Genomic DNA, 13,207 nt, shown 5'->3' with positions numbered 1-13,207 from the left:
GGCTCGGTGGCCTGGGGCAGAGCGAGAAATGTTTCGCGCTTCGGGGCGGAAAATCTCGCCTGGGTCACGATTTCCTGTGAGCCCGGAAAGCGGCCTACCCACGTACGGGGGACATTTCGCGCTCGATTTACTGAACCGGTTAGCCTTTGGGGTGGCCAATCTCGCTCTGACCGGGGAATTCCTTGCTGAACAAGGCGAATCCGCCCTTCTGATGGCCCGCGTGGACACCCCGCCGAGGTCAATTGACATCCCCTCACCCGCAGGCTAGAAATAGCCACGTCACTCTTGACACCGAGGCCTGCTCGGAAATTTTTTGTTCAAGGAAGAGCAAAAGTCCCGCGCTTTAGACGGGACGGAAGGATCGACTGATGGCACAGCAGTCAGGCGGCGCGTTCACGCGTCGCACGTTCATCGGAGTCGCCGGCGGGGTCGCGGCAAGCACCCTGCTCGCAGCCTGCAGCCGCGCAGGCGGCAACGGCGGCTCGGGTGGCGGTGGCGGCGCGAAGTCCGCCAAGTTCTGGAACATGCCCTGGGGCAGCGACGCTTTCCTTGCCGAGGACAAGCGCATCGTCGCCGCGTACAAGCCTGACTCCGGGCTCCCCTCGTTCACCTACCAGCAGATTCAGTGGGCGAACTTCACGCAGACCTTCCAGTCGGCGGTCGCCTCGAACACCAACCCGGCCGTCTCGTCCGGTGGTGGCACGCAGGCGTTCCAGTTCGCCGCGCAGGGCAAGATCGCCTACGCGGACGACCTGTTCGACTCGTGGGAGGGCGACCTCAAGGACGACTTCCTTGACGGCCTGCTCGACACCATGAAGACCGACGACGGCTACGCCGCGATCCCCTACAACCTGGACGTGCGCTGCTCCTGGTACAACAAGACCCTCATGGAGGAGGCGGGCGCCACGCCCCCCACCACGTGGGACGAGTACCTCGAGACCTGCGCCAAGCTCAAGGCCAAGGGCTACTACGGCTTCGGCCTCGGCTCGGGTGCCGGCTCGTTCACGGGCTCGCACATCCTCACCGGCTTCATGATCAACAACGGCGGCGGCATCTTCAACGACAAGCTCGAGCCCGACCTGGTCACCCCCGAGAACGAGGAAGCCATCGACTTCATCCTCGAGCTCGTGCACAAGGGCTACTCGGACCCGAACTCGGCGACCTACACGTCGGCGAACGTCCAGTCGCAGTGGAAGGCGAAGAAGTTCGCGTTCGGCTGGGACGGCGCGGGCCTTCCCGCCAACGTCGGCCCTGTGGCGCCCGACCTCGTCGTCGGCGAGCCGCTGAAGAGCCGCTCGGGCAAGCAGGGCTTCCTGTACTTCCCGAACAACATCATGATGTACAAGAACACCCCCAGCCAGAAGGGCTCGGAGGCGTTCCTCACGTACTACTACAAGAACATGAAGACGCTGTGGACCAAGAAGACCGGTATCGGCCTTCCGCCGCTCAAGTCCATCGCGAACACGCCTGAGGTCTCGGGCGACTCGAACAACAAGACGATCCTCGACAAGTGGAACCCGATCTACCACACCTGGGGCGCCCCCGGCACCTCCGGTCTGTTCGCGAACGTCGCGTACACGGTCGACGGCACCCAGCCGATGATCACGTTCACCCAGTCGATCCTCGGCGGCAAGGTCAAGGCCGCCGACGCTCTGAAGACTCTTCAGAACCAGATCGAGCCCTTGATGAAGAAGTAGGCCTGAGCCGGGTGGGCCCTGCCGCCTTCGGGCGCGGGGCCCACCCGGTTTTCGCTTTCCCCCACTTGCCCTCGAGGGTGTTTCAAAGGAGTTTTTCGAATGTCGACCGAGTCGGTCACCCGCAGCCTGCAAAGGGCGCGGAACGGCGTGGGTGTCGGTGGCGGCGGCGCGCCGGTGCGTCAGCGCCGCAACAAGGCACTGAACCACGGCACCACCTTCTTCTTCTTCGCGCTGCCGTCGCTCTTCCTGCTGCTGCTGCTGAACCTGTACCCGGTGATCTACGCGGGTTTCCAGTCAGTCCACAACGGCGATCTGATCGACCCGGGCGACTTCATCGGCCTGCACAACTACCTGACGGTGCTGCAGACGGCCGACTTCTGGCGCGCAGCGCGCTTCACGGTCATCTTCACGATCGTGGGCGTGTTCGGCAGCTGGGCGATCGGCCTCGGCATCGCGCTTCTGCTGCGCACCAAGATTCCTGCCAACCCGGTCTTCAAGGTGCTGCTGCTCCTTCCCTGGGTTGTGCCGACCGTCGTGTCCGCGACCGCGTGGAACTGGCTCGTCGCGACGCCGCAGGCGCCGCTGCCCGTCATCGCCAAGGCCATCGGCTTCGGAGACGTCTCGTTCCTCGGCGACCCGCTCGCCGCCCAGGTCCTCGTCTGCATCTTCAAGGTGTGGATCAGCTTCCCGTTCATGATGATGATGCTCAGCTCGGCGCTCGCCGCGGTGGACACCAACGTCTATGAGGCATCCCGCGTCGACGGTGCAGGCACGTGGCAGACCTTCACCCGCATCACGCTGCCGATGATCTCGCGCACCACGTACGTCAGCTGGATCCTCATGACGATCTTCTGCGTCAACGACTTCCCGACGATCTACCTGCTGACCGGCGGCGGCCCCGTCAACGCGACCCAGTCACTCGTCGTCATGGCATACCAGACGGTGTTCGCCAACCAGCAGGTCGGCCCCGGCGTCGCCATCGCGTTCATCATGACGATCGTCCTCGTGATCGTCTCGGTGGTCCTGTACCGCCAGATTCGAAAGGCCAGCATCGAATGAGCACCGAAACCGCAAACATCCGCCTGGCCGGCGTGGCAGGCAGGCGCCGCCGCCTCGGCGAGCTCGGCGAGCGCGGCAAGTGGTGGCGCTTCCTCGCGATCGTGTTCATCACGGCCGTCGTCATCGTGCCGGTCGTGGCAGTCTTCATCCTGTCGCTCACGCCGGCCTTCGGGTCGACCGAGACCGGTCTGACCTTCGCGAACTACGGGCACATCTTCACGGCCACGAACCTGAGCTACTGGCTTGAGAACAGCCTCTTCGTCGCGCTCGTGACCGTGGTCGTCGCGGTGGCCGTCGCCGCCCCGGCCGGCTACGTGCTCTCGCGCGGCCGCAACAAGCTCATCTCGGGCTACGCACTGATCCTGTTCGTCATCCAGTCGCTGCCGGTCGTGACCGCGGTCATCCCGCTGTTCTTCCTGTTCGTGAAGCTGAACCTGAACGACAACCTCGCGGGCGTCATGATCATCTACATCGGCTCGACGATGTCGGTCGCGATCTGGATGATGGCCGCCTACTTCGACTCGATCCCGATCACCCTCGAGGAGGCTGCCTGGATCGACGGCGCAAGCGTGTTCGGCTCGTTCACCCGAGTCGTGCTGCGCAACTCGCTGCCCGGCATCCTCTCCACCGCGATCTTCTCGTTCCTGCTCGCATGGAACGACTACCTGATCGCCGTCGTGTTCCTCAAGAGCGACGTCAACTACACCCTGCCGATCGGTCTGCAGACGTTCTTCCAACAGAACGCCACTGACTGGGGCAACGTCATGGCGGTCGCCGTCATCATGATGCTGCCGCCGATCATCGTGTTCGCTGCGCTGAACCGGTACTTCAGCGTCGGCGGCATCGGTGGGTCGCTCGCGGGTCGTTGACGACGTGGGCAGCGACGATCGGGAGGGGATCGTCGAAGACCGGGCGCTTCGCGCCGCGGTCGACCGCATCATCCCTGCGGATTCCTGGCCAGCCGGCTGGGATGGGGGAGTCGCCGAGTATCTGAGGGTTGCGGGCCGGGAGCCGCTGGACGCGGTTCCCGGCCTCGCGCCCCTGGCTGCGCGGCTCGACGCCAGTGCGGGCGACGTGCGGCCGGGTGCAGGCTTCGCCGATCTCACACCGACTGAACAGGATGCGATCCTGGGCGCGCTCGAGGAGGGCGCGCCGGGGGGCGAGGATTTCGCAGCGCTGCTGCGCATCGCCTACGAGGGGTACTACGCCGCGGATGCGCGACGGAAGGACCCCGTCGGGCTCGGCATGATCGGGTTCCGGCATGTGCCAGAGGGTACGGAGGTCGTGGAGCCCACGCTGCCGACCGGTCTGGCACCGGCATCCGTCGCTTCGCACTACGACGCGATCGTCATCGGAAGCGGGCCGGGTGGCGGTGTCGCGGCGCAGGTGCTTGCCGAGGCCGGGAAGTCGGTCCTGCTCGTCGAGCGCATGCCCGCGGTGCCGAACCGCGAACTGCGGGGCGATCACCTGCACGACAAGCGCAACGCGGTCTACAGCGTGCGCGTCGGGCCCGGCGCTGGTCACCCCCGGGTGCACGAGACCGATGCCGGCGACGAGCTCATCGACGGCACGGGCGATGCGAACCGCTACGGTCTGAACGCCGACGCGTTCGGCGGCGGCACGCGCATCTGGCAGGGCATGGCCTGGCGGTTCATGCCCGAGGACTTCCGGATGCGCGAGGTCTACGGCAACCCGGAGGGCGCGAGCCTCGCGGACTGGCCGATCAGTTATGACGACCTCGAGCCGTTCTACACCCGCGCCGAGTGGGAGCTCGGAGTCGCGGGCGTCGAAGGCGCACTGACGTCGCGGATGCCGCGGACGAAGGGCTACCCGATGCCCCCGTTCGGCACGGAGCCCGCGCGCGACCTGCTCGCGGCGGCGGCCGATCGGCTGGGCTGGGGCTGGGGCCCGATTCCGCTCGCGCTCAACAGCGTTCCGCACGACGGCCGGCCGGCGTGCGTGCGGTGCGCCCAGTGCGTCGGACACGCGTGCCCGGTGAACGCGAAGAACGGCGCGCACAACACCTTCATTCCGCGCGCGGTCGCCACCGGCAACTGCGCGGTGCTGTATGACGCAGAGGCGATCGAGGTGGCGGATGCCACAGGCGGGGCATCCGTCGTCATCATGGCGAACGCCACCGCGCCGGGCGCCGAGCCCGTCCGACTGACGGTGCGCGCCGACGTGGTCGTCGTCTCGGCCGGCGCCGTCGAGACACCGCGCCTGCTGCTCGCCAGCGGACTGGGGAACGACCACCTCGGGCGGCACATCCACGACCACCGCGCGTCGACCGTGCTCGGCACGGTCGACCAGAAGGTCAAGAACTTCATCGGCCCCGGCCACTCGATCGCGACCCTCGACCACGTGCACTCGCCGAGTGTGCCGTGGGGCGGCGGCGTGCTCGTCGACCTGATGAGCCTGCTGCCGCTGACCAGTGCGCTCGCGCCGGCGCCGGGGATTTCGACCTGGGGCGCGAAGCACAAGGAGTGGATGCGCGACGGGCGCGCCTATTCGTTCGGCGTCTTCGGCATGGGACAGGAGATCCCGCTGCCGACCTCGCGGGTCTCGCTCGCCTCTGGCGTGCTCGACCGCTGGGGGAAGCCCGGGGCGCGGATCCGCAAGGACGTGCACGCCGCGTCGCGCGAGGTCGAGGCCGGGCTCGCGCGTGAAAGCATCACGTGGCTCGAGGCGGCCGGGGCCCAGCAGGTGCGCCGCCTGGTCGGCAGTGAGACCGGCAAGGTCAGCGCCTCGGCGGCGGGCGAGCACAGCTGCGGCACCGCGCGCATGAGCGACTCGCCAGAGTCGGGCGCGACCGATCGCTTCGGTCGGCTGTGGGGCGCTCACCGCGTCGTCGTCTGCGACTCGTCGCTGCACCCGACCAACGGCAGCGTGAATCCGACGCTGACCATCGTCGCGAACGCCTATCGCGTGGCGACCCGGCTCGTCGAGGACTGGCCGCGATGAGCCGCTCGGACGCCACCCTGACCAATGTCGCGCGCTCGGCCGAGGTCTCGCCCTCGACGGTGTCGAAGGTGCTGAACGGGCGCTCCGGCGTCTCGGCGAAGACTCGGGCGCGGGTCGAGCAGGCGCTGCGCAGCCACGGTTACAGCCCGCCGGGTGAACGCCACCGACAGCCGTTCATCGAGCTCGTCTTCGAGCGCGTCGAGTCCGTGTTCGCGATCGAGATCATCCGCGGTGTGCAGCGCGCGGCGGTCGCGCGCGGCCTGAGCCTCGTATTGAGCGAGACCGGCAATCGTCACACGCCCGGCCCGGAATGGCTCGATCAGGTGCTGCGGCGGCGACCGTCTGGCGTGGTGCTGGTCTTCAGCGACCTGCCGGTGTCGGCGAAGGAGCGGCTCTCGCTGCGCGGCATCCCGTTCGTCATCCTCGACCCCGCCGGCGACCCTGCGCCCGACGTGCCGTCGGTGGGCAGCGCGAACTGGTCGGGCGGCGTGCAGGCAGCGCGCCATCTGATCGAGCTCGGGCACCGCTCGATAGCGGTGATCGGCGGCCCGAACGACATGATGTGCTCGCGGGCGCGTGTCTCCGGCTTCCGCGCGGCGCTCGACGAGGCCGGTGTCCCGTTCCGCGAGGATGCCCTGCGGTGGGGGAACTTCCTGCGCGAGGACGGCCTGCAGCTCGGCCGCGAGCTGCTGCAGCTGAAGGACCGGCCGACCGCGATCTTCGCCGGCAACGACCTGATGGCGCTCGGCGTGCTCGAAGCGGCGCGGATGCTGGGGCTGTCGGTGCCCCGCGACGTGTCGGTCGTCGGCTACGACGACCTCGAGATCGCGCACTGGTCGGGACCGCCGCTCACCACGGTGCGCCAGCCGCTCGCCGAGATGGGCGAGCAGGCCGCGCTGCTCGCGCTCGACGCGCAGGACGGCGCGCTGCGCGCGGCCCGCGTCGACCTGGCGACGAGCCTGGTGGTGCGCGAGAGCACGGCGCCGCCGCCGAAGCGCTGAGCGCGGCAGGCGCCGGCGGCTCGTTTCGAGACGCGCGCTCCGCAAGCTCCGCGTGCTCCTCAACGATCGTGGCGGGTGAACTCTCTTCGAATTCGCGAAAACTACCGCTGCGTTGTGCGATAGGTTTCTTGCGAGACGAAGGAGTCCGATGACTGCAACCACCCCACTGCGCGTCGCGCTGATCGGCACCGGCTTCATGGGCGCCGCCCACAGCCAGGCATTCCGAGTCGCGCCGCGATTCTTCGACCTTCCCCGTGGCATCGAGATGACGGTCATCGTCGGCCGCGATGCCGCCAAGACCCAGGCCGCCGCCGAGAAGCTCGGCTGGGCAGAGGCCTCGACCGACTGGCGCGAGGTCGTCGCCCGCGACGACATCGACCTGGTCGACGTCTGCTCGCCCGGCGACAGCCACGCCGAGATCGCGATCGCCGCCCTCGCCGCGGGCAAGCACGTCCTGTGCGAGAAGCCGCTGGCGAACACCGTCGAGGAGGCGAAGGCGATGGCGGATGCCGCGCGCGAGGCCGCCTCGCGAGGCATCCGATCGATGGTCGGGTTCTCGTATCGCCGCGTGCCCGCGCTCACGTTCGCACGCCAGCTCGTACAGGACGGCCGCATCGGCGAGGTGCGCCAGGCGCGCGCCGCGTACCTGCAGGACTGGCTCGTCGACGAGAACGGCCCGATGACGTGGCGCCTCGACAAGAAGCTCGCGGGCTCCGGATCGCTCGGCGACATCGGCGCGCACGCCGTCGACGCCGTGCAGTTCATCACCGGCCAGATCGTCGAGCAGGTCTCCGGCCACCTGCGCACCTTCGTCACCGAGCGCCCGCTGCTCGGCGAGACCGTCGGTCTCTCGGGCACCGCCTCTGAGGAGCGCGGCCAGGTCACCGTCGACGACGCCGCCTGGTTCACGGGGCAGCTCTCGGGCGGCGCCGTCGCCTCGTTCGAGGCCACGCGCTATGCGACCGGCCGCAAGAACGGGCTCAAGATCGAGATCTTCGGCTCGCGCGGCGCGATCGTCTTCGACCTTGAGAGGATGAACGAGCTCGAGTTCTACGACGGCACCGACGCCGCGGGCGAGCAGGGTTTCCGCCGCATCTTCGTCACCGAGCCCGAGCACCCGTACGCCGCGGCGTGGTGGCCCACCGGCCACGGGCTCGGGTACGAGCATCCGTTCTCGCACCAGGTGCGGGACTTCGTCTTCGACATCGCGGAAGGACGCCAGCCGCTGCCGTCGTTCGACGACGGGCTGCAGGTGCAGCAGGTGCTCGACGCGGTCGAGCGATCCGCGGCGGATAGCGCCCGCTGGACCGCCGTTTCCTGACGACCGTTTTCACGCCTCTACTGGCTTCACGTCTCAACTGGTTTTTCACGTCTCAAAGGAGAGCTGAGCAATGGCACGACCTGTCACCCTGTTCACCGGCCAGTGGGCCGACCTGCCGTTCGAGGAAGTCGCGCGACTCGCGGGCGAATGGGGCTACGACGGCCTCGAGATCGCCTCGTGGGGCGACCACCTCGACCCGAACCGCGCAGCCGTCGACGACGACTACGTGCAGAACCGCCTCGACATCCTCGAGAAGAACGGCCTCAAGGTCTACGCGATCTCGAACCACCTGAAGGGCCAGGCGGTCTGCGACGACCCGATCGACCAGCGCCACCGCGACATCCTGCCGGACTCGGTCTGGGGCGACGGCGACCCCGAGGGAGTGCGCCAGCGCGCCGCGGAAGAGATCAAGAACACCGCCCGCGCCGCCGCGCGCCTCGGCGCGAAGGTCGTCACCGGCTTCACCGGGTCGTCGATCTGGAAGTACGTCGCGATGTTCCCGCCCGCCTCGCAAGAGCTGGTGGATGCCGGCTATCGGGACTTCGCCGAGCGGTGGAACCCCATCATCGACGTGTTCGACGAGGTCGGCGTGAAGTTCGCACTCGAGCCGCACCCCAGCGAGATCGCCTACGACTACTGGACCACCAAGGCGACCCTCGAGGCGATCGGCCACCGCGAGTCGTTCGGCCTCAACTGGGACCCGTCGCACATGGTGTGGCAGGACCTCGACCCGGTCGGGTTCCTCTGGGACTTCCAGGACCGCATCTACCACGTGCACTGCAAGGACACGAAGAAGCGCCTGAACGGCCGCAACGGCCGGCTGTCGTCGCACCTCGCGTGGGCGGATCCGCGCCGCGGCTGGGACTTCATCAACACGGGTCACGGCGACGTCCCGTGGGAGGACGCCTTCCGCATGCTCAACGCGATTCAGTACGAGGGGCCGCTCTCGGTCGAGTGGGAGGACGCCGGAATGGACCGCCTGAAGGGCGCGCCCGAGGCGCTCGCCTTCGTGCGGGAACACGCGATCGAGGCATCCGCCACCGCATTCGACGCGGCCTTCAGCACCAAGAACTAGCAACGCCACCTATATACACAAGGAAGAAGCAAGCATGACGCAGCGCAATGCGCTCATCGTCCGCGGCGGCTGGGACGGCCACGAGCCGGTCGAGACCACCGAATCGTTCATCCCGTTCCTCGAAGAGCACGGCTTCCGCGTCCGCGTCTCAGAGGGCACGCGGGTCTACACCGACGACGCGTACCTCGACACGGTCGACCTGATCGTGCAGATCAACACGATGAACACCATCGAGCAGGGCGAGTTCGCGGGCCTTCGCCGCGCCGTGCTGAACGGCACTGGCCTGGCGGGCTGGCACGGCGGCATCGCCGACTCGTACCGCAACAACGCCGACTACCTGCACATGGTCGGCGGCCAGTTCGCCCACCACGCCGGCATCGAGCCGTCGCTGCGCACCGGCGAGCAGTCCGACAACTACCTGCCGTACACGGTCAACATCACCGAATACGGCAAGTCGCACCCCATCACGCAGGGCATCGAGGACTTCGACCTCGTCACCGAGCAGTACTGGGTGCTGTCGGACGAGTACAACGACGTTCTGGCCACGACGACACAGAGCGTGCGCCCCTGGGATGCCTGGAACCGCCCGGTCACCGCGCCGGCGATCTGGACCCGGCAGTGGGGCAAGGGCCGCATCTTCGTGTCGGCGCCCGGGCACAAGCTCGAGGTCGTGAACGACCCGAACGTGCGCACGATCATCGAGCGCGGGCTGCTGTGGGCGGCGCGCGGCTCTGAGCTGGCCGAGGGGGTCAGCGAATGAGCGCGGATGCCGCGACCGACGTGCTGCGCGTCGGCGTGATCGGCGTCGGCGTGATCTCGAAGCAGTACTTCGAGAGCCTGCCGAAGCTGCCGAACCTCAAGCTCGTGGCCGTCGCCGACCTCAACGAGCAGCGGGCTGCGGAGGTCGCCGCAGAGCAGGGCGTCGTCGCGCGTACCGTCGACGAGCTGCTCGCCTCTGACGACATCGACGCGGTCATCAACCTGACGATCCCGGCGGCGCACGTCGAGATCGGCCTGCGCGCGCTCGCCGCAGGCAAGCACGTGTTCGCCGAGAAGCCCCTCGGGCTCTCGACGGAGGAGGCGCGGCCGCTGATCGAGGCGCAGAGCGGCACGGACCCGCAGGGCCGTGGGCTGCGCGTCGGCAGCGCCCCCGACACGGTGCTCGGCACCGGCATCCAGACGGCACGCAAGGTCGTCGATGACGGCACGATCGGCGAGGTGCTGGGCGCCGCGGTGCACTGGTCTGCGCCGGGGCATGAGCGCTGGCATCCGGCCCCCGCCTTCTACTACCAGCCCGGCGGCGGACCCCTCTATGACATGGGGCCGTACTACCTGACGAGCCTCGTGCACCTGCTCGGGCCCGTCACCCAGGTTTCTGGCTCCGCGCGCCGCTCGACGCGCGAGCGCAAGATCGCCACGGGGCCGAACGCCGGCCAGGTGCTGCCGGTCGACGTCGACACGCACATCACCGCCCTGCTGCAGCACGAGTCGGGCGTCGCCTCGACCGTCACCGTCAGCTTCGAGGTGTGGGGCACGCGGGCGCCGAAGTTCGAGGTCTACGGCTCGCAGGGCACGCTCGCCGTGCCTGACCCGAACCGGTTCTCGGACCCCGTCGAGGTGCTGCTCGCCGAATCGGAGGAGTGGACCGAGGTTCCGGAATCCGCCGGCTATCGCGACGCCGGGCGCGGCTACGGCCTCGCCGACCTCGCGGCCGGGCTTGCGGCGGGAACGCCGCACCGCGCCTCGGGCGAGCTCGCGTTCCACGTGCTCGACATCATGGAGTCGATCCTCGTGGCGGCGCGCGAGAAGCGCATCGTCGAGCTGACGAGCACCGCTCCGCGCCCGGAGGCCGTTCCGCTCTCGGACACCCCGTAGGCTCGCCTGGATGACTGCGACAGACGGCACCGCGGCGGCAGGCGGCGAACGCGCGACGCTCTCGCGCATCGCCGACGAAGCCGCGGTGTCGCTGTCGACCGTCTCGAAGGTCTTGAACGGGCGCGCGGGCGTCTCTGACTCGACGCGCGCCCGGATCGAGGCTCTGCTCTATGAGCACGGCTACAACCGCCGCGGCACCGCGCAGCCGAGCTCGCTGATCGAGGTCGTCTTCGGGCAGCTCGGCACCGAGTGGACGCTCGAGATCATCCGCGGGGTCGAGCGGGTCGCGCGCGAGCACGGCCTCTCGGTCGTCGTCACCGAGAGCGGCGACCGCCACGCGCCCGCCCCCGACTGGATCGAGGGAGCGCTCGAGCGCCGACCGGTCGGCGTCGTTCTCGTGCTCTCGGGCCTGCCGGAGGATTCGCGGCGGCAGCTGCGGGTGCGCAACATCCCGTTCGTGATCATCGACCCCGCCGGCGACCCGCCGCCCGACGTTCCGGCGATCGGCGCCGCGAACTGGTCGGGCGGCACTCTGGCGGCGCGGCACCTGCTCGAACTCGGCCACCGCCGCGTCGCAGTGATCGCCGGGCCGGACGACATGCTGATGTCTCGCGCGCGGCTGTCCGGGTTCCGCTCGGCGCTCGATGCCGCGGGAGTGGCCGTGCCGCCCGAGTACGTGCGCGTCGGCGACTTCCAGCTCGAGAGCGGTCTCGAGCATGGCCTCGCGCTGCTCTCGCTGCCCGAGCCGCCCACCGCGATCTTCGCCGAGAGCGACTTGCAGGCGCTCGGGGTCTACGAGGCTGCGCGGAGCCTCGGTGTCGTGATTCCCGATGAGCTGTCGGTGATCGGATTCGACGACCTGCCCGTCGCCGCGTGGGTGGGGCCGCCGCTCACCACCGTGCGCCAGCCGACCGCCGACATGGCGGAGCAGGCGACCCGCCTGGCGCTGCGCCTGCGCGACACCTCGACCCACGAGCATCTGCGCATCGACCTCGCGACACAGCTCGTCGTGCGCAGCAGCACGGCCGCGCCGCGGAAGTAGGGCGCGGCGCCGCCGGCGGCCGAGTCGCGGCTAGGGCGCGGCGGCCGGCGGAGCGGTGCTCGCCCGAACCTTCAGGCTCACCGGCAGGTCGACCCGGCGCGCGGGCAGGTCCAGCTGTTCGCGCTGCGCCGTCACCAGGCTCAGCGCCTGCTCCGCCATTGCGTCGATCGGCACATGCACCGTGGTCATCGGCGGGCTGGCGGATTCGGCGTTCGAGAGATCGCCGTAGCCGACGACCGAGACGTCGCCCGGTACGTCGAGGCCCATCGCGCGAGCAGCGTCGTAGACGCCGAGCGCCTGCAGGTCGCTCGAGCCGAAGATCGCGGTCGGCCGGTCGGGCAACTCGAGCAGGGCACGGCCCTGCTCATAGCCGTCGCTGTGGATGAACCGACCGGGCTTGATCCACTCGGGTCGCACCCGGATGCCGGCGGTCTCCATCGCCGTGCGATAGCCGGCGAGCCGCTGCGCCGAGGCACGCATGCCCTCCGGGCCCTTGATGATCGCGATGCGGCGATGGCCGAGTTCGAGCAGGTGGCGCGTCGCCGCATATCCGCCGTCCCAATCCGCGGAGCCGATCGTCGTGGTCTCCTTCGGCGGCGCGCCGAACGGGTTGATGGTGACTATCGGCAGCTCCCGGCTGCGCAGCCGCGTCGCAACGCGGGCGCTGAGCTCGCTCATGAGCAGGATGACGCCGCGCGGTTGCCGATGGATGACGTCGTCCGCCCACGAGGCGGCAGGGCGGTGATCGGCATCGGCACCGGTGACGACGAGCCCCATGCCCTGCGCGCGCACGGCGCGCTCGATGGCGGCGATCATCGAGGCGCTGAAGGCGTGCGCGATGTCGAAGCAGAGCACCTCGATCAGCGGCGCCGGCAGGTGGGTGCGGGTGCGGCGACTGTAGTTGTTCTCGCCGAGCAGCGCGTCGACGCGGCTGCGTGTCTCCTCCGAGACGCCGTCACGGCCGTTCAGCACCTTCGAGACGGTCGCGATCGAGACGCGAGCGAGAGCGGCGATCTCGGCAAGGGTGGCTCGGGGTGCGGCGCCGCGCGGGGTCTCCTCCGCTGCAAGCTCATCCGTCACCATCGCAGATTATCTAGAGGCGCGCTCAATTTGCAGACAGGTCGGTCTATGCAGGGGCTTTCGGGACGAATTACGCAGTCGATTTCAGTAGTCGGC

Annotated in this window: 11 protein-coding genes; 10 read left to right on the top strand and 1 reads right to left on the bottom strand. The window is 68.9% G+C overall.

Annotation, left to right across the window (positions count from 1 at the left end; translation table 11 throughout):
- The first annotated feature begins 368 nt into the window (after window positions 1-368).
- From ABD736_RS16025 to ABD736_RS15980, 10 genes are all read left to right on the top strand, one after another.
- Window positions 369-1,697 (top strand): ABC transporter substrate-binding protein, encoded by a 1,329-nt coding sequence (locus tag ABD736_RS16025; protein ID WP_344792882.1) that lies wholly within the window; start codon window positions 369-371, stop codon window positions 1,695-1,697.
- A 99-nt stretch (window positions 1,698-1,796) separates the two neighbouring features.
- Window positions 1,797-2,756 carry a carbohydrate ABC transporter permease gene (locus tag ABD736_RS16020; RefSeq protein ID WP_344792881.1) on the top strand — a complete coding sequence of 320 codons (960 nt, stop codon included), beginning with the start codon at window positions 1,797-1,799 and terminating at the stop codon, window positions 2,754-2,756.
- Window positions 2,753-3,625, top strand: a complete 873-nt coding sequence (locus tag ABD736_RS16015; protein WP_344792880.1) for a carbohydrate ABC transporter permease — start codon at window positions 2,753-2,755, stop codon at window positions 3,623-3,625. Before ABD736_RS16020 ends, ABD736_RS16015 begins: the two co-directional genes overlap by 4 nt.
- Entirely contained in the window at window positions 3,603-5,717 is a 2,115-nt protein-coding gene (locus tag ABD736_RS16010; protein WP_344792879.1) for a GMC family oxidoreductase N-terminal domain-containing protein, read from the top strand. Before ABD736_RS16015 ends, ABD736_RS16010 begins: the two co-directional genes overlap by 23 nt.
- Window positions 5,714-6,718, top strand: a complete 1,005-nt coding sequence (locus ABD736_RS16005; protein WP_344792878.1) for a LacI family DNA-binding transcriptional regulator — start codon at window positions 5,714-5,716, stop codon at window positions 6,716-6,718. Before ABD736_RS16010 ends, ABD736_RS16005 begins: the two co-directional genes overlap by 4 nt.
- Before the next feature lie 148 nt (window positions 6,719-6,866).
- Window positions 6,867-8,039, top strand: coding sequence for a Gfo/Idh/MocA family protein (locus ABD736_RS16000; RefSeq protein ID WP_344792877.1), 1,173 nt, complete (start codon window positions 6,867-6,869; stop codon window positions 8,037-8,039).
- Between the two features lie 70 nt (window positions 8,040-8,109).
- Entirely contained in the window at window positions 8,110-9,114 is a 1,005-nt protein-coding gene (locus ABD736_RS15995; protein ID WP_344792876.1) for a sugar phosphate isomerase/epimerase family protein, read from the top strand.
- 34 nt (window positions 9,115-9,148) lie between these two features.
- Window positions 9,149-9,874: a ThuA domain-containing protein gene (locus ABD736_RS15990; RefSeq protein ID WP_344792875.1), complete on the top strand. Its 726-nt coding sequence runs from the start codon at window positions 9,149-9,151 to the stop codon at window positions 9,872-9,874.
- Window positions 9,871-10,989, top strand: coding sequence for a Gfo/Idh/MocA family protein (locus ABD736_RS15985; protein WP_344792874.1), 1,119 nt, complete (start codon window positions 9,871-9,873; stop codon window positions 10,987-10,989). Before ABD736_RS15990 ends, ABD736_RS15985 begins: the two co-directional genes overlap by 4 nt.
- Window positions 10,990-10,999: 10 nt before the next feature.
- Window positions 11,000-12,031, top strand: a complete 1,032-nt coding sequence (locus tag ABD736_RS15980) for a LacI family DNA-binding transcriptional regulator (protein ID WP_344792873.1) — start codon at window positions 11,000-11,002, stop codon at window positions 12,029-12,031.
- 30 nt (window positions 12,032-12,061) lie between these two features.
- Here the strand turns inward: ABD736_RS15980 and ABD736_RS15975 are convergent, their stop codons facing one another.
- On the bottom strand, window positions 12,062-13,111 hold the full coding sequence (locus ABD736_RS15975) for a LacI family DNA-binding transcriptional regulator (protein WP_344792872.1): 1,050 nt from the start codon (window positions 13,109-13,111) through the stop codon (window positions 12,062-12,064).
- Between the last annotated feature and the right edge of the window lie 96 nt (window positions 13,112-13,207).

Source organism: Gryllotalpicola daejeonensis, assembly GCF_039538145.1.
Lineage (GTDB): Bacteria > Actinomycetota > Actinomycetes > Actinomycetales > Microbacteriaceae > Gryllotalpicola > Gryllotalpicola daejeonensis.
Note: the sequence above shows the minus strand (reverse complement) of the source record. Positions and strands in the feature narration are given on the sequence as shown.